We start from the raw sequence: 19,221 nt of genomic DNA, 5'->3' as shown, positions 1-19,221 counted from the left end.
CGATGGTGAAGCGGGTGCCTGGTCACAGTTGATCTGGTCGCCTCACCCGATGGGGTAAAGTGAATTCGACAACGGTTTCCATTAGCTACTGGCGGTGCCCGGACCGCCCCGTTCAGGAGAACCAGCCATGACCTCTCGCCGCCCGTACCGCCTGGCCGCCACCACCACGGCCGTCGCCGCGCTCGCCTTCGGGGCGGTGGCCTGCGGGAACGGCGAGCAGGCCGCCTCCACCGACGGCAAGGTGCCGGTGGTGGTGTCGACCAACGTCTGGGGCAGCGTGGTCAGCGCGGTCGGCGGGGACAAGGTGTCGGTGAAGGCGATCATCGACGACCCGAGCGGCGATCCGCACTCCTACCAGTCCACCCCGGAGGACGCGGCCGACGTCACCGGCGCCAAGCTGCTGTTGGCCAACGGCGGTGGCTACGACGAGTTTTTCACCCAGATGGCTGACCAGGCCCCGGACGCGCGCAAGGTGAACGCCTTCGACGTCAGCGGCCACGGCGCCGAGGCCGGTCAGGAACCGGCCCCTGCCGAGCCGGGCCACGAAGGCCACGCGGAACCGGGCCACGAAGGCCACGCCGAACCCGGTCACGAAGGCGAAGCCGGGCACGAAGGCGAAGCCGGTCACGAGGGCCACGCCCACGAGCACGGCGAGGTCAACGAGCACGTCTGGTACGACCTCCCCACCGTCAGCAAGGTCGCCGACCAGATCGCCACCCAGCTCGGTGAGCTCCAGCCCGCCGACGCCGCCACGTTCACCGCGAACGCCACCCAGTTCAAGGGCAAGCTCGACGAACTGGTCAAGCAGGCCGAGCAGATCGGCACCGCCCACCCGGACCGCAAGGTGGTCGCCACCGAGCCGATCGCGCACTACCTCCTGGAGACCGCGAAGGTCGCCGACGCCACCCCGCCGGAGTTCGCCAAGGCGATCGAGGAGGAGTCCGAGGTGCCCGCCGCCGCGCAGGACGCGATGAACCAGCTGGTCACCGGGAAGCAGGTGAACGCGGTGATCAACAACGCGCAGACCACCACCCCGGCCACCGAGCAGCTGGTGACCACCGCGAAGGGCGCCGGCGTGCCGGTGGTCGACGTGACCGAGACGCTGCCCGCCGGCGTCACCGACTACATTGCCTGGATGACCCAAGAGGTGAACGACCTGGCCGCGGCGTTGGGCAAATGAGCCGGACCGCCGTCGAGATCTCCGGGGCGCGGCTGAGCTTCGGCGACCGCACGCTCTGGTCCGGCTTGGACCTCGAGGTCCAGCCGGGGGAGTTCCTCGCCGTGCTCGGCCCCAACGGTTCGGGCAAGACGAGCCTGCTGCGGGTGCTGCTCGGCCAGCAGGGGCTGACCGCGGGCACGGTCCGCGTGGCCGGGCACGCGCCCGGCGGCAGCAACCCCAACATCGGCTACATCCCCCAGCAGCGCGCGCTGGACGAGGGCCTGACCCTGCGCGGCACCGACCTGGTCGGCCTCGGCCTGGACGGACACCGCTGGGGCACCGGCCTCTTCGGACTGTCGAAGCGCCGCCGCCGGATCGCCGACGCGCTGGAGTCCGTCGGCGCCGAGTCGTACGCGAATTCGCCGGTGGGCAGGCTTTCCGGCGGTGAGCAGCAACGGCTCCGCGTGGCGCAGGCGCTGATCGGCGACCCCGAGGTGCTGCTCTGCGACGAACCGCTGCTCTCCCTCGACCTCGCGCACCAGCGCGTGGTCAGCGGCCTGATCGACGAGCGGCGCCGCCGCGCGGACACCGCCGTCCTTTTCGTCACGCACGAGATCAACCCCATCCTGTCCTATGTGGACAGGGTGCTGTACCTGGTGAACGGGCAGTTCCGCATCGGCACCCCGGACGAGGTGATGAGCTCGGCGACGCTGTCCGAGCTGTACCGCACGCACATCGAGGTGCTGCGGGTCGGCGGCCAGATCCACGTCGCCGGTGCGCAGAGCGCGCTCTGCGAGGACGAACCCCACCACCTCACCGACCAGGTGTCCTGAATGGACAAGCTGTTCGACTTCACGCTCACCGAGCGGCTGCTCGGCCTGCCGTTTGTGCAGAGCGGTCTGCTCGCCGCCGCCGTGCTCGGCGTGGTCGCCGGGTTGCTCGGCCCGCTGATCGTGATGCGGCGGATGTCCTTCGCCGTGCACGGCACCGCGGAACTCGCCTTCACCGGTGCCGCCGGCGCGCTGCTGCTCGGTGTCGGGGTGGAGTACGGCGCGCTCGCCGGTGCCGTCGCCGCCGCGCTGCTGCTCGGCCTGCTCGGCGGCCGCGAGTCCGAACGCGACTCGGTGATCGGCGCGATCCTGTCCTTCGGGCTCGGCCTCGGCGTGTTGTTCCTGTGGATCTACCCCGGCCGCGCGGCCAACAAGATGGGCATCCTGACCGGGCAGATCATGTCCGTGGACTCGGTCGACGCCACCGTGCTGGTGATCGCCGCGGCGGTGGTGCTGGCCGTGCTCGCGGTGATCTACCGGCCGCTGCTGTTCGCCAGTGTGGACCGCTCGGTCGCGCTCGCGCGCGGGGTCCCGGTGCACGCGTTGTCCGTGGTCTTCGCCGTGCTGGTCGGCATCGCCACCGCGATCGGCGTGCAGATCGTCGGCGCGCTGCTGGTGGTCGCGCTGATGGTGACCCCGGCCGCGGCGGCCGCGCGGGTGACCGCCAGCCCGCTGCGCGCGACCGTGCTGGCCATCGTCTTCGCCGAGGTGGCGGCGCTCGGCGGCATCGTGCTCTCGCTCGCGCCCGGCGCCCCGGCCAGCGCCTTCGTCACCGCGATCTCGTTCCTGATCTACCTGGTCTGCCGGATCATCTCGTTCGTGCGCGGCCGGGCCCGGCGCACGGTCAGCGAATCGGCCGAGCGGCCAGCTGTGTCCGCACCGAGTCGATGAACCCGTCCTGCAGGAAGGGCAGGTTCCCGGCGGCCACCCCGCGCTCGACCACCTCCAGCACCACCACCTCGGAGTCGGCGAAGGCCTTCACCGCGCTCGCGGTGTCGTTGCGCTGGTTGTGGTACGCGAGCATGGTCACGTCGCTGAACGCGGCGCTCAGGTAGCGCGAGCTGACCTTGATGAACGAGTCGCCGTAGAGCAGCGTCTTCTTGGTGACCATGCCGGGCAGCGGGCGCTGCGTGCGGCGCTGCGGTTCCTCCATGGTCTCCACCGACTCCCCGGCGCGGTCGTCGATGCCGTCCGGGCGCAGCTCGAACTTGGTGTTCGTCTTCGGCGCGCGCTTGCCGAGCAGCGGCGGGAGATCGGCGTCGATGGTGTAGGGCGCCACCGGCGGGGTCTGCCAGAGCCGGGTCACCCCGGGCCGGATGGCCTCGGCCACCTGCCGCGACAGCACGATCGCGCCCTCGTCCGACCAGTGCGAGTCGTTCGACGGGTAGATCGGGTGGTTCATCTTCCGCTGCGCGTCGTGGAGGTACGGCTGCAGGTCGATCGCGCCCGCCTGCCCGACGACCCGCCGCCACAGTTCCGGCGTCGCACTGGTGACGCAGTCCTTGCCGGGATAGCTCGACGGCAGGTGCTGCGGCACCATCGTGGTCTTGTCCGGCGCCACCACCAGCACGAACTGGCGCCCGGAGCTCTCCACCGCGTCCCGCAGCTTGGCCAGCTGGCCCGCGGTCTCGTCGATGGTCCGCGTCGGCGCGCACTTCGCCTCGGCGTCGTAGCCGTAGTACAGCCAGCCGTCCGAACCCTCGACGACCTGCCGGAACCCGGCGTCGCCGTTGGTCGGACCGCCCGGCCCGACCGGCGGCTGCGGCCCGGCGGGCGGCGGCGGGCTGCCCGGCAGCGGCCCCGACTTCGGCGCGCCGCCCTGGTCCAGCGGGGCCGATTCGCCGAACAGCGCCCGGCTGATCCCGTCCGCCGCCTGGATCGCGCCGCTGCGGAAGATCAGCTGGTCGGTGGCCCATTCCGGCAGGTCGGTGACCAGGCCCCAGCCGTCGGAGAAGCTGGGGAAGGACTTGAGGCTGTGGTTCTCGATCTCGGCGGGCCGCGCGCCGAACACCCAGAGCAGAGTCGGGGTGACGAAGAACGCGAGCGCGCAGATCAGCGCCGTCCGCTGGCGGCCGCTGTGGCGCGGCCGGTAGAGGGCGTGTTCGCGGGGCAGCCACGCTTCGTGCACCGCGGGCAGCTGCTGGGGTCGTCGGGACACGCCCCCACCGTACTCAGTGGAGCATGAGCAGGACCTGCAGTTCGCCGACCAGGAAGCCGATCACCCCGCCGACCGCGATCAGCTTCCACTCGTCCTGGCGGAACGCCGGCCGCAGCAGGTTCTCGTACTCCTTCGGCGTGAGGTTGAGCATGCGCTCCTCGACCATGTGCGCCACGTCCATCGCCCTGGTCAGGTAGCCCTCGGCGTACCGGACGGTCTCGGGCAGCCGCCGCACCGCGCGCGCGGCGGCGGCCTGCTTCATCTCGGTCAGCCGCCGCGGTCCGATGGTCATCGCCACCATCGGCTTGGCCATGCTGGTCTGCTCGTCGATCGCCTTGGCCACCATCCGCTGCACCAGCGCCACCAGCCGGTCCGACCGCGGTCCGCGCAGGATCGCGTCGACCAGGTTGTGCACGGTCAGCACCTCGTGCGCGATCAGCTCGCCGTACTGGCGCGCCACCTCGGCCCGCCGCCGCTGGAACTTGCCCTGCAGGGTCACCCTCGGCAGCACCCGCACCGGCTCGCGCGGCACGAAGATCAGCTTGATCGCCAGCCAGTCGGTGAACAGCCCGATGCAGCCGCCGAAGATCGGCAGCACCCACGGTTCCTTGGTCAGCGCCCAGACGATCGCCTGCACCACGCCGAGGCCGAAGCCGAAGTAGATGCCGGTGCGCGCGATGAACGCCATCTCCGGGCGCGAGGTCTCCCGGATCAACCGCACCAGCAGGGCCTTGTCCCTGGTCAGGTGCTGCACGGTCATGTGCTTGACGTCGAGGAACTCGTCGAGGTTCTCGCGGATCTCCAGCATCAGCTCGCGCACCACCCGCGGTGACGACGCCTGCATCTGCTTGATGATCAGCTCCTGCGCCATGGTGGGCAGGGCCTCCCACATCCGCGGGTGGTACTCGGCGAGCACGTCGCGGGCGATCTCGTCGACCGCGCGCAGCAGCGGCTGCTCGATCTCGCCGGCGATCTGGTCCGGGTCGATCCGGTCGACGATCTCCTTGAGGTCGAGCAGGTTCGCGGTGAGCAGGTCGGTGGCCACCGCGGCCATCCGCCCGCCGTGCTTGGGCACCACGCCCTGCCAGCCGAGGAACGGCCGGAGCCCGACGAACTCCAGCGGCCGGAACATCATCTCGATGGCCACGCGCTTGGTCACGTAACCGATCAGCGCGGCGATGAACGGGATCAGCGCGTAGAGCGGCCAGTGCTCGGCGAGATCGGCCAGCACCGCGTCCACCGTGTTCCCCCTTGTCGCCGTTCCGGGGTGCACGGTAGCGGGCGGGGATCAGTGCAGCAGCAGGAGCACCTGCAGTTCACCGACGATTCCCCCGATCACCGCGCCCACGGCGATCAGCTTCCACTCGTCCTGCCGGAACGCCGGGCGCAGGATGCCCTCGAACTCCAGCGGGCTCAGCTGCCGCATCTTGTCCACGATCGTGTTGCGCACGTCGAGCGCCTCGGTGGCGTACTTCTCCACGTGCCGCACGGTTTCCGGCAGGTGCTCGATCGCCTTCGCCGCGGCCGCGCGCTTGAGCTCCTGGTACTCCTTGCCGCCGACGGTCAGCGCGACGAGCGGTTTGGCGATGCTGGCCTGCTCGTCGATGGTGCGCTGGACCTCGCGCTGGATGAGCGCGAACAGCCGGTCCGACTTGGGGCCGGTGAGCACCGCCTCCAGCACGTTCGACACGGTCAGCACCTCGTCGGCGATCAGCGTGCCGTAGTCCTGGGCGACCTGGCGGCGGCGCTTCTGGAACAGGCCCTGCCAGCGGAAGAACAGGAACCGCTTCTCCTCGCGCGGCAGGAAGATCATCTTCAGTGCCAGCCAGTCGGTGACGAACCCGGTGAGGAAACCGAACAGCGGCATGATCAACGGTTCCTTGGTCACCGCCCAGGCGGCGAACTGCACCAGGCCGATGACGAATCCGAAGTAGACACCCGAGCGGGCGATGAAGCGCAGCTCCGGCTGGGCCACCTCCTCGATGAGTCGCACGGTGAGCGCCTTGTCGCGGACCATCGCCTCGATCAGCATGGCGTTGACGTCGAGCACGTCGTCGATGTTCGCGGAGACCTCGCGCAGCAGCCGCGCGACGACCTTGGGTGCCTGCGCGCGGATCCGGTCGAGCAGCAGGCGCTGCGCCCTGGCCGGCAGCAGTTCCCACAACCGGGGCTGGTGCTGTTCCATCACTTCGCGGGTGACGTCCTCCACCGCGCGCAGCAGCGGCTCCTCCAACTCGGCGACCATCCGGTCCGGGTCGAGCCTGGCGAAGAGCTCACGCGGGTCGACCAGGTGGCCGGTGAGCAGTTCGACCGCGGTGGTGGCCATGCGCCGCGCATTCGCCGGGATGACGCCCTGCCAGCCGAAGAATGGCCGGATCCCGCGGAATTCGAGTGGCTTGAACATCATTTTGATGGCCACGCGTTTGGTGACATATCCGATGAGCGCGGCGATGAGCGGCATCGTCGCGTAGACGTGCCAATGGGCCGCGATGTCGTCGAGTATGGCGCGCACGAACCCCTCCGCTCGTTGGCCGCCCGGCAACAGTAGCCGATACCCCATTTGGCGGTATGGGCTGTGAGCCCTCCCATCACTACAGTGCACGAATGGTTGCTGCCGACAAGACCGCCCCGGCTCCGGCTCCCGGCCCCGCCCAGTTCGAGATGACTCGCCGCGGATACAACCAGCGTCAGGTTGACGAGCGCATTTCGCGCATGTCCACCGACCTGAAAGCCGCGTCGCGAGGACGTGATGAGGCGCTGGCCTCGGTCGCCGAGTTGTCCAAGGCGCTCAGCTACGCGCAAAAAGAACTCGCTGAAGCAAAAGACGGCCTCGCCAGGCTGACCGCGAGCCCCACCGGGGCCTCCGCGATGGCCGAGCGCGTCCGCATGATGATGCAGCTCGCCGAGGAGGAGATCGCCGAGCTGCGCGCCAAGGCGGACGAGGACGCCGCCGCCACCAGGGAAGAGGCCGACAAGTACTCGCGTGACGCCCGCCGCGCCGCCGAGCAGTTGGCCAAGGAGCGCACCGCCGAGCACGAGCAGCTGCTCGCCGACGGCCGTGCCGAGATCGAAAAGCTCAACGAGGCGGCCGCCGAAGACCGCCGCAAGCTCGACGCCGAGGCACAGGGCCGCCGCGACGAGGCCGACCAGAAGGCGGCGGAGGAACTGCTCGCCCGCAAGTCCGAAGCCGAGGCCGCGCTGGAGAAGCACGAGGCGGAGGTCAAGGCGCGCGCGTCGGCCCTGCTGGCTGACGCGGAAAAGAAGCTCGCCGACGCCACCGAGGACCGCAGGCTCGCGCTGGACCTGCGCCGCAGGGTCACCGAACGGATCAGCGCCGCCCAGAGCGCGGTGCTCGAAGCGGTCAAGCAGCTCGGACCGGCCGAGCCGGAGGAAGCCGCTGAATCTGCGGCCCCGTCACCGAAGCCTTCGCCGGTCAGGTCGTCGTGACCGCGTGAAGTTCGTCGTCGATCCAGCCACGCTCGTGTAGTTCGCTGCAGAACCGGTGGTACGAGGCCGAAAGCGCATCTTGTTCGGCCGCCACCGGTTCGACCAGCGTGCCACTGCTGTCGACCCGGAGGGCGCCTTTCCGCGCTCCGGCGGCGGCCAGCACCGCCGCGCCGTAAGCCGGTTCCCCGTGCGATGCCAGCCGGATCGCCAGGCCGGTCGCGGTCGCCCTGATCTGCGTCCACAGTAGACTTTCCGTGGCCGGCCCGGTGGCCAGCAGCGGCTCCACGGGCGCGATGCCCAGCCGTCGCAAGTGGTCCAGCACCAGCTTCTCGACAAAGGCCGCGCCCTCCAGCCGCGCGCGGTGCAACTCCACCTCGTCGGCCGGTTCCGCGCTGGTGAATTCGCGCGTTTCCTTGGTGTCGAAGGGCTTCCGGTACACCACCAGCTCCGCCGGTCCGCGGTCGGCGGCCGCTGCGTCCAGCCGTGCGATGTCCGGCAGCGCCTCGCCGCCCGTGCTCGCCACCGCTCCCGGCATCCACCAGTCAATGGGGAACCGGTGGCTGTGCACCAGCCCGCCGGGGTCCGGCACCAGGGTCGCGGTCACTCCTTTGAGGACATACATCCGGTCGAGCCGGGTGGCGAACCGGCCGGGGGAGACCGCGCCCGCGGCGATCGCGCCCGCGCAGTCCGAGGTCATGCCCGCCACCACCGGACAACCCTTCGGCAGCCCGGTCAACGCGGCGCTGGTGCGGGAGACGGTGCCGAGCACGGTCGCCGGCGGTACCACCGCGGGCAACCACTTCCGCGGCACGTTCAGCGCGTCGAGCACCTCGCACGCCCACTCACCGGCAAGCGGGTCGTAGCCGGTTCCCAGTGCGTGCGCGGAATCCACCGCGACGCGCTTGCCGGTCAACTGCGTGCCGATCACCTCTGGCACATGCCGGATCCCCGCCGCCTCACGCGCGTTCGTGGCGAGCCAGGCGAGGCGGCCGAGCGCGGCGGTCGGTGGTACGTCGAGGCCGAGCGCCTGCCAGCGCCGCGCGCCGAGCTCGGCCGCGCGCCGGTTGAACTCCGCGCCGCGCCGGTCGTCGGGCAGCAGCGCCGGTCCGGCGGGCAGGCCCCGTCGGTTGACCGGCACGATCGTGCCCGCGGTGGCCGTCACCGCCACCGCGCCGATCTCGGCGCGCGGGAGATCCGCGGTGACCTGGCAGAGCGCGCGTTCCACCGCCGGCCACCAGGTGCGCGGGTCGTGTTCACCGCGGCCGGTCCGGTCGTGGAGCGGGGCGGGCAGCGGGACCATGGCCGCCGCCAGTACCCCGCCTTCTTCGGTGACCGCGACGGTGTGCACGCGCGGCGCACCGAGGGTCGCCATTCCGATGCCGATCGTGATCGAGGTCAGAGGACTCACCGTGCCGTATGCCGTTTCGCCCAATTCTCGCAGGTTTCGCGCGGACCGGCTGAGCTTTGGCCGGTTGAACAATGTCCGTGCGCGCATAGGTGAGTAGGGCAAGCAACCTTCTGAGCGCCAGCTGAGACTTTTGCTACGGTTCTGTCGCGACCACACCGTTTTTTTCCGAACACCGATATTTTCTCGCTGGCGATCTTGGCGAGTGGGGTGAATTCGGTGCCGGTGGTTGGTGAAGAATTGTCCGAAATACAGGCCCGGCCGTGGTGGTGGCGGGGCGCTCCGTTCATCCTGCTGCCGTTGCTGATCATCGGCGGTTTCCTGGTCGCGTTCGGCTTTCTGCACCCGCGCATCACCGCCGCGCTGGATGGTTCGGACCAGGCGGTGCAGACCGCGGTGGCCGACCGGTCGATGGGCGCCGCGTATACCCCGGGAAGCCTGCTGTTGCTGGGAGAACCGGCCGAGGTGCACCGCGGTGACGTGGTCGTGGTGGACGCCGGTGCGTGGCAGCGCGAGGGGCAGCTGGTCAGCCGGGTGATCGGGCTCGGCGGTGACGTGGTGGTCTGCTGCGGTGAACGGGACGAGCTGGTCGTGAACGGCATTCCGGTGTACGAGGAGTACCTCGGACCGGATCGCGGCACATTTCCCTTTACGGTGACCATCCCGCCTAATTCGGTGTTCCTGCTCGGAGACAACCGCGGTAATGCGTTCGATTCACGGGCGTTCTCCGAAACGCCGGAACGCGCGGCGCTGCCGATGTCCGCGGTGCGTGGCCGGGTGGTCGCCGAGCGTGGCGCCGACGGCACCGAACGCACGCTGCCGCAGGCGGGCGCCTTCGTCGCCGCCGGGCTCGCCGAGCCGCGGCAGCCCGACGTCCTGCCCGGCCCGCTGACCTGGGCCGTCACCGCGGGCATCGGGGTCGGCGCGGTCGCCGTGCTGACCGGGTTCGCGATGGTGGTCGCGCGGGTGGTCAGGAAACGAGCTTCCGGTGGTCCTCGTGCAGTTGCGCCGGACGCGGCAGATTCGGCTTCTTGATCTCGGCGAGCGCGGCCGGGCCGAGGCGCTGGCGGCGGGAGAAGCCGTACTGCTGGGTGTCGGTGACCTTGCCGAACTCGAGGTCGTCCGGTTCGACGCCGATGCCGTAGGCCAGCAGGTACTCATCGGTCAGCGTGTCGGTGAAGGCGCACCAGGCGCCGGCGAACCGCCAGACCTTCGCGGCGAGGATCTCGCCGTCGAGTTCCCAGGAGGCGTTCTCCCAGCGGGTGTGGTTCGCGGCGGCGTGCTCGACCTCGGCGACGACGGCGTCCAGGACGTTCTCGGGGCGCTGGTCGGGTGCGCTGGGCAGGGTGAAGTTGGACATCGCGAAGGCGGCGGTGAAGGCCACCTGGCTGAGCCGGTCCGCGCCGGGGGCGGTGTGGAGCTCGTCGTGGCGGGTGCGGGCGGCCGAGCCGGTGAAGACGGCGGCGTCGTGGGAGAAGTGGCCGAGCCAGGCTGCCCACAGTGGAGCACCGGGCTTGCCCTCCAAAGCGGACAGCCAGCGCGCGCCCTGCCAGGAGTCGCTCAGGCCGTAGAGCGCGAAGTCCAGCGGGGGTGAGTCGTCGACGCGGTCGGGCATAACTCGGGAATTCCTTTCCGGTGCCGGTCGACAGGCGGGACCCGGATCCTCTCACCCCGGTGTGGGGCGGGCAACCAGCCCCCGGGGCAAACTGGTCCTTTACTTCGAGTTTGGTCGAGGTCATACGGTCGCTGAACAGGACAGAGAGGATGGTTGAGATGACCGTAGTGCTGGGCCTCGGCGAAATGGGCCATGCGTTGGCGGCCGCGTTCGTGGCAGGTGGTCACCCGACCACGGTGTGGAACCGCACGCCGGGCAAGGCACCCGCCGGTGCCGTCGAGGCTTCCAGCGTGCGGGAGGCCGTGGCCGGTGGTGGCTTGATCGTGGTCAGCGTGAAGGGCAACTCGGTCGCCCGCGCACTGCTGGAGTCAGCCGGCGACCTGCGAGGGCGGGCGGTGCTGAACCTGACGGACGGCACTTCGGACGAAGCCCGTGCTGTCGCGGACTGGGCTGCCTCGGCGGGTGTGGAGTACCTGCACGGCCAGATCATGACCATCGCCCCAGGCATCGGACACCCGGACGCCGTGATCTTCTACGGCGGGGCGGCCTCCGTCCACAGTGCTCACTCGGCGGAGCTGTCGTTACTGGGCGGCCGGGGAACCCTGGTGTCCGCCGACCCGGGTGCCCCCACCTTGTTCGGCATGGCCGTCCACGACACCATGTGGGGCACCCTGAACGGCTTCCTGCACGCCGCGGCCCTGCTGACGGACGCCGGAATCCCGGTCACGGATTTCCTTTCGAAGGCTTCCCCCTCGATGTCGGCCCTGTTGGGCTACCTACCGTCCTTGGCCTCCGAAGTGGACTCTGGTTCGCACGCCCTGGAATTCGGTGCGCTGCAACACCATCTGCCGTCGGTCGAAGACCTGGTCCGGGAAAGCAAGGCACGGGGCATCAACACGGAATTCGCCGCCTACACCCAACGTCTGGTGTCGGACGCCATCGAAGCCGGCCACGCCAACGACAGCTACTCGCGCCTCATCGACCACTTCCGCAAAGGGGATTAGGGGAGCAGGTCGAATGACCGCACGTGCTTGGGCCTGACCACGGAAAAATGTCGTTCATCGAGTGTCGCTATGCGTGTTACGCCAAGCCTTTCCGCCAATGCGACCACGCAGGCATCAGCTGTGCCCAGCGGTAGATCCGCGTACTGCTCGACCAGATCCGCCGCCCGTCCGACATCGGCTCGATGCAGGGACTCCACGGTGTAGATGCCGTCCGCGATGTCGCGGAGAAAATCGGCTTCGGCCTGCGCGCCCGCGCGGGAGCCGAGCATGTAGCCGATTTCCGTGATCAGTGGTTCGGGCAGGACCAATGGTTCCAGCGTCGTGGTGAGCAAACGGGTACAACGTTGATGATCATCGTCCCGGCGGTTGCTCATGGCGACCACCGGGCCGGTGTCCAGGATGATCACGCTGTTCTGTTCGACCTGCCACCGAGTTCGCGGCGGGTTATTTCCTTGGCACGCCTGCCGAGGTCTGGTTCACCGTCGAAAACGCCGACCGTCCGGAAGCGTCGCCGGGGTTGGTCGACTTGTTCCGGTTCGGCGAGTTCGCGGAGGAAGGCCGCGGCTTCGTCCAGCCGGGAACCGGGAACTCGATCCAGCAACTGGTGCGCATCCGTGCGCCGGTCGTCCTTTGTCTGGCGCGTCACGGGGCTGTGGCGGATCCGCGTCCCGGATTCCGCCAGGAGTTCGCGCACCACCCGGTAGGGGAGCTCAGCTTCCTCGGCGAGGACGCGAATGCTCTTGCCCTCTTCGTACTTGCGCTTCAGCTGCGCGGCAGCGCGGGCGCGCGGCAGCCCGTTGACCTGCTCGCGCTTCCCCAACTCCGCCATCTCGAGCTCCTCCACGTCAGCGTCCCTCCCCAGTCTAAGTAACCGACGCCAACTCGCGAGCCAGCGCACGCGAGCATTGAGCTCAGCGTAACTGATCGTGACGCTCTGTCAGAACTGGTAATACAAGAACGGGCTGAAGGTCCCCGTCGCCACCAAAATCGAGGCGTACACCAGCCCCACCGTCATCACGGCGATTCGCAGCCCCGTGGCTGGTTTGCTCCGCGAGGACTCCAGCAGCGGACCCGTCACCGGATGCGCCGGGAGGAACACCACCACCAGGGCGATCAGCAACAGCACCAACCGCTGGTTCGTCAGGGCCGACTCCACCACGTCCGTCAAACCATTGAAATCAGGCATCAGCATGTGCCCGATCATGTTGAGCGCCCTGGTCAGATCGGCCGACTTGAAGAACACCCAGCCGAACACCACCAGCACGAAGGTCAACGCCCGTCGCGCGATCATGGCGAGGCCAGCCGAGGGGGCCTGGTCCCAGCCGAAGGCGCGTTCGATGATCAGCAGCGCTCCGTGGAACGCGCCCCACACCAGGAAAGTCCAGTCCGCGCCGTGCCAGAAGCCGGTCAGTACGAAGACGATGCACAGGTTGCGATACGTCTTCCCCGCGCCACCGCGGTTGCCGCCCAGGGGGATGTAGACGTAGTCCCGGAACCACCGGGACAGCGACATGTGCCACCGCCGCCAGAACTCGGTGATAGTGACCGACGAATACGGCCGCGCGAAGTTCTCCGGCAACCGGAACCCGAGCATCCGCCCCAGCCCGATCGCCATGTCCGAGTACCCGGAGAAGTCGAAGAACAACTGCAGCGTGTACCCCAGCGCGCCCAGCCACGCCACCGCGAAGGTCATGTCGCCCGGCGGCGTGGAGAAGCACGCGTCGACCATCGGGCTGATCGAGTCCGCGATGATCGTCTTCTTGCACAACCCCAGCGCGAACCGCGGGAAGCCCGCCGCGATGTCGTCCAGCCGGTGCGAGCGGTGCTGCGGCAGCTGGTCGGCGATCTCCCGGTACCGCACGATCGGCCCGGCCACCAACTGCGGGAACATCGAGATGTACGTCGCGAACGACACGGGATTACGCAGCGCCTGCCGCTCACCGCGGTAGATGTCGACCACGTACGAGATGTGGTGGAAGGTGTAGAACGAGATCCCGATCGGCAGCGCCAGCTGGACGATCGGGAAGTCACCGCCGAGCGCCTGCGCGAACCACGCGATCTGCTCGGTGGCGAACCCCGCGTACTTCCACACCACCAGCATGCCGACGTTGAAGCCGATCACGCAGAGCAACAACACCCGACGGCGCGCGTCGCCGCTGCGATCCCACTCGTTGGGCTCGAGGTGCGGCCCGGCGAGGAAGTTCAGCACCATGCACGCCAGCAGCAGCAGGGTGAACACCCCGGCGCCGCTGGCGTAGAAGATCAGGCTGCCGACCGCGATGATGCCGTTCCGCCAGCTCCGCGGGCACACCAGCACGGCGACCAGCACCGCGGGCATGAAGTACCACAGGAACAGTGGCGAAACGAACGACATGGCCGAGCGGCTCCCCCTGGTGACGTGTCAGTTCTGTGACCCTAGTGGTCACGATCGGAAGTCTGCCAGGGGTCTCGGCGGCCCAGCTTCCCGCTGGACGCACGGCCGGAAGACCCGAGTACAACACCGGTACGCAGGTCTCCCGGCCGCACGCCCCGCGGAAACCTGGATCCACCGAATACCCCCGGCGGACTCCCGATCGCAACCACCCAGCCGAGGGGAGTCCGCGCTAGCCGTCAGATCCGGCCGGTCACTCGCCGCAGTCGGGCCACCTCGGCCAGCAGCACGCCGGCCGCCACCGAGGCGTTCAGCGATTCCACCCCGGCCGCCATCGGGATCGACACCGTCGCGTCGCACGTCTCGCGCACCAGCCGCGACAGCCCGCGCCCCTCGGAGCCCAGCACGACCACCAGCGGGTCGGTGGCCAGGTTCAGCTCGTCGATGTCCATCGAGCCGTCGGCGTCCAGCCCGACGATCATCAGGCCGTCGGCGGCCCACGACTTCAGCTGCCGGGTCAGGTTCGTGGCCATCGCCACCGGCAGCTTCGCCGCCGTCCCGGCACTGGTCCGCCACGCCACCGCGGTCATGCCCGCGCTGCGCCGCCCCGGCAGCACCACGCCGTGCGCGCCGAACGCGGCCGCCGAGCGGATCACCGCGCCCAGGTTGCGCGGGTCGGTCACCCCGTCCAGCGCCACCAGCAGCGGCGGCTCACCGGAGTCGCGGGCGGCGACCAGCAGGTCGTCCGGGTGCGCGTACTCGAACGGCGGCACCTGCAGCCCGAGGCCCTGGTGCATGGCCCGGTTGGTCTTGCGGTCCAGCTCCTCGCGCGGGATCTCCAGGATCGAGATGCCCTTGTCACCGGCCAGCCGCACGGCCTCGGTGACGCGGTCGTCGGCGTCGATGTTGAGCGCCACGTACAACGCGGTCGCCGGCACGTCCGCGCGCAGCGCCTCGACCACCGGGTTGCGCCCGGCGATCAGCTCCGGCGCGTCCGCCTTCTCGGCCCGCGTCTTCGCCGCGCGCGCGGCCGCCGCGGCCCGCCGCTGCTTCGGGTGCCCGGGGCGCATCTCGGCCTTGGGCGTCGGGCCCTTGCCTTCGAGCCCCTTGCGCCGCTGGCCGCCGGAACCCTTGACGGCACCCTTCTTGGTGCCCTCCTTGCGAATCGCGCCGCGACGCTGGGAGTTGCCTGCCATTGCTACGAGTCCTTAAGGGTCCACTGTGGACCGTTGGGGGTGTCCTCCACCGCGACACCCGCGTTGAGCAACCACGCGCGCACCGAATCCGCGAGCGTGAAGTCCTTGTCCTTGCGTGCCTGCTGCCTGGTCTCCAGCAGCCCGCCGACCAGCCCGGCCAGCGCCTGGTCCGCCGGGCTCTCCCGGCCGGCCGCCCAGTGCGGGTCGAGCGGGTCGAGCCCGAGCACCGCGGTCATCCCGCGCACCGAAGCGGCGAGTTCGAGCGCCCGGTGGGTATCGCCCGAGTCCAGCGCCGCGTTGCCGTCGCGCACGGTGTTGTGCATCACGGCGAACGCCTGCGGGGTGGACAGGTCGTCGTCGAGCGCCGCGGTGAACTCCGCGGGCAGTGCCCCCGGCTCGACCGCACCCGCCGCGCCGGCCACCCGCCGGAGGAACTGCTCGATCCGGCGATAGCCCTGCGCGGCCTCGGAAACCGCCGCGTCGGAGTACTCGATGGTCGACCGGTAGTGCGGCTGCACCAGGTAGTAGCGCAGCTCCACGGCCCGGTACTTCCGCAGCATCTCCGGAATGGCGACCACGTTGCCCAGCGACTTCGACATCTTCTCGCCGGACATGGTCACCCAGGCGTTGTGCAGCCAGAACCGGGCGAAGCCGTCACCCGCCGCGTTCGACTGGGCGCGCTCGTTCTCGTGGTGCGGGAAGACCAGGTCGACGCCGCCGCCGTGGATGTCGAACTCGCCGCCGAGGTAGGCGGTGGCCATCGCCGAGCACTCGAGGTGCCAGCCGGGCCGCCCCTCACCCCAGGGCGTCGGCCACGAGGGCTCGCCGGGCTTCGCGCGCTTCCACAGGGTGAAGTCGCGCGGGTCGCGCTTGCCCTCGGCCAGGCTCTCGCCCTGCTGGACGTCGTCGAGCTGCTGGCCGGAGAGCGCGCCGTAGCCGTCGAACGACTTCACCGAGAAGTAGACGTCTCCACCGGCCGCGTAGGCGTGCCCGCGCTCGATCAGCCGCTGCATCAGCTCGACCATCTGCGTCACGTGGCCGGTGGCCCGCGGCGCGATGGACGGCGGCAGGCAGCCCAGCGCGGTGTAGGCGTCCTCGAAGGCGCGCTCGTGCGTAGCTGCCCACTCCCACCAGGGCCTGTCGTTCGCCGCGGCCTTGGTGAGGATCTTGTCGTCGATGTCGGTGACGTTGCGCACGAACAGCACGTCGAGTCCACTGTGGACAAGCCAGCGCCGCAGCACGTCGTAGTTCAGCGCGCCGCGGACGTGCCCGATGTGCGGAATGCCCTGCACGGTCGCCCCACACACGTAGATCGACGCCGTTCCGCTGCGGGCGGGCTGGAACTCCCGCGCACTCCTGGACGCCGTGTCGTATAGGTGTAGGGCCACGCGGAAATGGTACGGGCTCGCCGTGACGTCGGCCGCACCGATCCGGCTTCAGCGCAGTTGGTGCGCCCGCAACGCGGTCAGCAGCGCGTCCGGGCGCTCGCTCGTCGGCAGCGGTTCGACCAGCGCGAACTCGCAGCCCAGCGCCCGTGCCCCGCCGTCGGCCTCCTCCGCGTCGCCGATCATCAGCGCCTCCGGACCGGTGACCCCCAGCTGGTCGAGCGCGGCCTGGAAGATCTCCGGCTGCGGTTTGATGGCCCCGACCTCGAAGGACAGCACGAAGACGTCCACGTAGGCGTCCCAGCCGCGGGCGGCGAAGGCCGGGCGGATGTCGAAGGCGATGTTGCTGATCACGGCCACCTTGGTGCCGCGGCCGGCCAGCCCCTTCAGCGCCTCCTCGGTGTCCGGGTACGGCGTCCACATCGCGGGATCGATCAGCCGCCGGTACAGCGCCTCGCGCTGCTCGCGGTTCGGCACCCCGGACTGGCGGAGCACGTCGAGGTAGACCTTGCGGTGCAGGTCGACGTCGAGGTCCCGGTTCTCCCAGGCGTGCTGGTGCTCGTCGTCGAAGTCGGCCACCTGCCCGACCGGGGCGGTCATCCGCCGCATCAGCTCGGTCTGGGCTTCGAGGTCGAGCGGGGCACCGCCGTCGTCGGTGAGTTCGGCGAGCCAGGACTCGTCCTGCTCCAACCGGAAGACGGTCCCCGAGAAGTCGAACATCGCCGCAGTGATCGTCACGGCGTCAGGCTACCGGGATCAGCAGGGCGGTGGCGATCGCCGCGATGCCCTCACCACGGCCGGTGAGACCAAGACCATCCGAGGTGGTGCCCGCCACGCTGACCGGGCCACCGGCGGCCTCGGACAGCACGCGCTGGGCCTCGTCGCGGCGCTTGCCGATGCGCGGCGCGTTGCCGATCACCTGGACCGCCGCGTTGCCGACGGAGAACCCCGCCTCTTCCACGCGCCGGCGGGCTTCGGCGAGCAGTTCCACGCCGTGCGCGCCGGCCCAGCGCGGATCGCCGGTGCCGAAAACGGCGCCGAGATCCCCGAGCCCCGCGGCGGAGAGCAGGGCGTCGCAGAGCGCGTGGGCCGCGACGTCGCCGTCGGAGTGCCCGGCGCAGCCGTCCACGCCCTCCCAGTGCAGACCGGCGACCCAGCAGTCGCGGCCGGCTTCCACCGGGTGCACGTCCACACCCTGGCCGATCCTGGGGATCACCGCTTACCTCCGGCTTCGGCGAGCGCCGCTTCGGCGAGCGCGAGTTCGAACCCCGACGCCAGGCGTGCGGCGTCGGGATGACCGTCGACCAACCGGACGGCGGCACCGAGGCGGTCGAGCAGGCCCTCGGGTCCGTGCTCGGCGAGTTCGTCGCGGAGATCGGGGTGGAAGGCCATCGGCGTCTGCAGCGTGCGCAGGCGCGTGCGATCGCTGGTGCCGGTGATCCGCGCGGTGTGGTCGACGAGCTTGACCGTGTCGGTCATCGGCAGCACCGGGACCGCGGCGGGCGCGCCGTCCCGCACGGCCGCCACCACCGCCCTGACCAGCGACGCCGGGGTGCGCGCACGAGTGGCCTCGTGCACCACCAGGACTTCGGAGCGTGTTGGGGCGACCACGTGCAGGGCCCCGCGGAGGGACTCGCTACGATCCGCGCACCCGGAAAAAACCCGGTAGCGCTGGACGGCTCCGGGCACGACTCGAACCGCCGACTCGCTTTCGGCGAGCCGGCGGTCCGAATCCAGCACTATCGTCAGATCTTCACAACCGGAATCGATCAGGCCACGAACCGCATGAGTGAGCAACGCTTCGCCACGGAGGGACGCGAGTGCGCCCTGGCTGGTGTCCGCGACGAGCAGAGCGACATGCTTCATCGCCGTGATCTGTCCGGTGGTTCCGCCGCTCAGACCGCCGCGGTTTCCAGAACCTCGTCGAGCAGGACCTCGGCCTTGCCTTCGTCGGTGCCCTCGGCCAATGCCAGTTCACTCACCAGAATCTGCCGTGCCTTGGCCAGCATCCGCTTCTCGCCGGCGGACAAGCCACGGTCCTTCTCTCGCCGCCAGAGGTCGCGCACCACTTCGGCCACCTTGTTCACATCGCCGGAGGCGAGCTTCTCCAGGTTGGCCTTGTACCGACGAGACCAGTTCGTGGGCTCCTCGGTGTGCGGCGCACGCAGCACGTCGAACACGCGATTCAGACCGTCCTGCCCGACGACGTCCCGCACACCGACGATCTCGGCGTTGTCTGCGGGCACGCGAACGGTGAGGTCCCCTTGCGCGACCTTGAGGACGAGGTATTTCTTCTCCTCGCCCTTGATCACACGGGTCTCGATCGCTTCGATGAGTGCGGCACCGTGGTGCGGGTAGACGACGGTCTCTCCGACCTTGAAAACCATGTGTCCTCTGCCCCTTTCGCTACCACCATCCTAGCACGGCTCGACTGGCACCATCTAGCGCCCCGAGTTCCGTCGTCGCAGGTCAGCGGCCGGATCGTGGGCCGGACGGGGGTTGACAAACGTGCATTTCCCATGCTCATGCAGGTGAGCCGCAAATCGCGGCGCGGTCCCCGCGAATTCCACTGTGGACCATTGATCTTCGAATCCGCCGCGCACAACGGCCACCGGGTTCCGGTGGGCGCGGGAGGCCGGGCTACCCTTCGC

The 19,221-nt window shown here is 69.7% G+C and carries 20 protein-coding genes; 6 read left to right on the top strand and 14 right to left on the bottom strand.

Features of this window, described 5'->3' with window-relative positions:
* Positions 1 to 127 precede the first annotated feature (127 nt).
* From JYK18_RS09155 to JYK18_RS09145, 3 genes are read left to right on the top strand one after another with little or no spacing between them, the layout of a single operon-like run.
* Positions 128 to 1,180 carry a metal ABC transporter solute-binding protein, Zn/Mn family gene (locus JYK18_RS09155; RefSeq protein WP_206801680.1) on the top strand — a complete coding sequence of 351 codons (1,053 nt, stop codon included), beginning with the start codon at positions 128 to 130 and terminating at the stop codon, positions 1,178 to 1,180.
* Entirely contained in the window at positions 1,177 to 1,992 is an 816-nt protein-coding gene (locus JYK18_RS09150; protein ID WP_206801679.1) for a metal ABC transporter ATP-binding protein, read from the top strand. Before JYK18_RS09155 ends, JYK18_RS09150 begins: the two co-directional genes overlap by 4 nt.
* On the top strand, positions 1,993 to 2,880 hold the full coding sequence (locus tag JYK18_RS09145; protein WP_206801678.1) for a metal ABC transporter permease: 888 nt from the start codon (positions 1,993 to 1,995) through the stop codon (positions 2,878 to 2,880).
* On the opposite strand, the gene JYK18_RS09140 is transcribed toward JYK18_RS09145, so the two are convergent.
* Genes JYK18_RS09140 through JYK18_RS09130 form a run of 3 tightly spaced genes read right to left on the bottom strand, consistent with a single transcriptional unit; the run spans position 2,834 to position 6,659 of the window.
* On the bottom strand, positions 2,834 to 4,147 hold the full coding sequence (locus JYK18_RS09140) for a hypothetical protein (protein ID WP_206801677.1): 1,314 nt from the start codon (positions 4,145 to 4,147) through the stop codon (positions 2,834 to 2,836). The two genes, JYK18_RS09145 and JYK18_RS09140, sit on opposite strands and share 47 nt — an antisense overlap.
* A 13-nt stretch (positions 4,148 to 4,160) precedes the next feature.
* Entirely contained in the window at positions 4,161 to 5,387 is a 1,227-nt protein-coding gene (locus tag JYK18_RS09135) for a DUF445 domain-containing protein (protein ID WP_206801676.1), read from the bottom strand.
* A 48-nt stretch (positions 5,388 to 5,435) separates the two neighbouring features.
* The gene (locus JYK18_RS09130; protein ID WP_374195000.1) at positions 5,436 to 6,659 is read right to left on the bottom strand and encodes a DUF445 domain-containing protein; all 1,224 of its coding nucleotides are present in this window, start codon (positions 6,657 to 6,659) and stop codon (positions 5,436 to 5,438) included.
* A gap of 200 nt (positions 6,660 to 6,859) precedes the next feature.
* Here JYK18_RS09130 and JYK18_RS09125 point away from each other — a divergent pair, with 200 nt between their 5' ends.
* On the top strand, positions 6,860 to 7,594 hold the full coding sequence (locus tag JYK18_RS09125; RefSeq protein ID WP_242579033.1) for a cell division protein DivIVA: 735 nt from the start codon (positions 6,860 to 6,862) through the stop codon (positions 7,592 to 7,594).
* Here JYK18_RS09125 and JYK18_RS09120 read toward each other — a convergent pair.
* On the bottom strand, positions 7,581 to 9,026 hold the full coding sequence (locus JYK18_RS09120; protein ID WP_242579031.1) for an FGGY family carbohydrate kinase: 1,446 nt from the start codon (positions 9,024 to 9,026) through the stop codon (positions 7,581 to 7,583). The genes JYK18_RS09125 and JYK18_RS09120 overlap by 14 nt on opposite strands.
* A gap of 213 nt (positions 9,027 to 9,239) precedes the next feature.
* On the opposite strand from JYK18_RS09120, the gene lepB reads away from it, so the two are divergent.
* Positions 9,240 to 10,034 (top strand): signal peptidase I, encoded by a 795-nt coding sequence (lepB, locus tag JYK18_RS09115; protein WP_206801672.1) that lies wholly within the window; start codon positions 9,240 to 9,242, stop codon positions 10,032 to 10,034.
* On the opposite strand, the gene JYK18_RS09110 is transcribed toward lepB, so the two are convergent.
* Positions 9,970 to 10,614 (bottom strand): hypothetical protein, encoded by a 645-nt coding sequence (locus JYK18_RS09110; RefSeq protein ID WP_206801671.1) that lies wholly within the window; start codon positions 10,612 to 10,614, stop codon positions 9,970 to 9,972. The genes lepB and JYK18_RS09110 overlap by 65 nt on opposite strands.
* A 158-nt stretch (positions 10,615 to 10,772) precedes the next feature.
* Between JYK18_RS09110 and JYK18_RS09105 the strand changes: the two genes are divergently transcribed.
* The gene (locus JYK18_RS09105) at positions 10,773 to 11,618 is read left to right on the top strand and encodes an NAD(P)-dependent oxidoreductase (RefSeq protein WP_206801670.1); all 846 of its coding nucleotides are present in this window, start codon (positions 10,773 to 10,775) and stop codon (positions 11,616 to 11,618) included.
* Here the strand turns inward: JYK18_RS09105 and JYK18_RS09100 are convergent.
* The 9 genes from JYK18_RS09100 to JYK18_RS09060 form a co-directional block, all read right to left on the bottom strand.
* Positions 11,615 to 12,025 carry a type II toxin-antitoxin system VapC family toxin gene (locus JYK18_RS09100; protein ID WP_206801669.1) on the bottom strand — a complete coding sequence of 137 codons (411 nt, stop codon included), beginning with the start codon at positions 12,023 to 12,025 and terminating at the stop codon, positions 11,615 to 11,617. The genes JYK18_RS09105 and JYK18_RS09100 overlap by 4 nt on opposite strands.
* Positions 12,022 to 12,447 carry a helix-turn-helix domain-containing protein gene (locus tag JYK18_RS09095; RefSeq protein WP_206801668.1) on the bottom strand — a complete coding sequence of 142 codons (426 nt, stop codon included), beginning with the start codon at positions 12,445 to 12,447 and terminating at the stop codon, positions 12,022 to 12,024. Before JYK18_RS09095 ends, JYK18_RS09100 begins: the two co-directional genes overlap by 4 nt.
* A gap of 108 nt (positions 12,448 to 12,555) precedes the next feature.
* On the bottom strand, positions 12,556 to 13,992 hold the full coding sequence (locus tag JYK18_RS09090; RefSeq protein WP_206801667.1) for an MBOAT family protein: 1,437 nt from the start codon (positions 13,990 to 13,992) through the stop codon (positions 12,556 to 12,558).
* A 236-nt stretch (positions 13,993 to 14,228) separates the two neighbouring features.
* Positions 14,229 to 15,185 (bottom strand): 23S rRNA (guanosine(2251)-2'-O)-methyltransferase RlmB, encoded by a 957-nt coding sequence (rlmB, locus tag JYK18_RS09085; RefSeq protein WP_206801666.1) that lies wholly within the window; start codon positions 15,183 to 15,185, stop codon positions 14,229 to 14,231.
* A 2-nt stretch (positions 15,186 to 15,187) separates the two neighbouring features.
* Positions 15,188 to 16,573 carry a cysteine--tRNA ligase gene (gene cysS / locus JYK18_RS09080; protein WP_206801665.1) on the bottom strand — a complete coding sequence of 462 codons (1,386 nt, stop codon included), beginning with the start codon at positions 16,571 to 16,573 and terminating at the stop codon, positions 15,188 to 15,190.
* A gap of 48 nt (positions 16,574 to 16,621) precedes the next feature.
* Complete coding sequence (locus JYK18_RS09075; protein ID WP_206801664.1) at positions 16,622 to 17,308, bottom strand: HAD family hydrolase; 687 nt, start codon at positions 17,306 to 17,308, stop codon at positions 16,622 to 16,624.
* Between the two features lie 4 nt (positions 17,309 to 17,312).
* Positions 17,313 to 17,786, bottom strand: coding sequence for a 2-C-methyl-D-erythritol 2,4-cyclodiphosphate synthase (gene ispF, locus JYK18_RS09070; protein ID WP_206801663.1), 474 nt, complete (start codon positions 17,784 to 17,786; stop codon positions 17,313 to 17,315).
* Entirely contained in the window at positions 17,783 to 18,436 is a 654-nt protein-coding gene (locus JYK18_RS09065; protein WP_206801662.1) for a 2-C-methyl-D-erythritol 4-phosphate cytidylyltransferase, read from the bottom strand. The genes ispF and JYK18_RS09065 overlap by 4 nt, the downstream gene beginning before the upstream one ends.
* A gap of 29 nt (positions 18,437 to 18,465) precedes the next feature.
* Positions 18,466 to 18,957: a CarD family transcriptional regulator gene (locus JYK18_RS09060; protein ID WP_020669809.1), complete on the bottom strand. Its 492-nt coding sequence runs from the start codon at positions 18,955 to 18,957 to the stop codon at positions 18,466 to 18,468.
* Positions 18,958 to 19,221 lie beyond the last annotated feature (264 nt).

The organism is Amycolatopsis sp. 195334CR (genome assembly GCF_017309385.1).
Classification (GTDB): Bacteria; Actinomycetota; Actinomycetes; order Mycobacteriales; family Pseudonocardiaceae; genus Amycolatopsis.
Note: the sequence above shows the minus strand (reverse complement) of the source record. Positions and strands in the feature narration are given on the sequence as shown.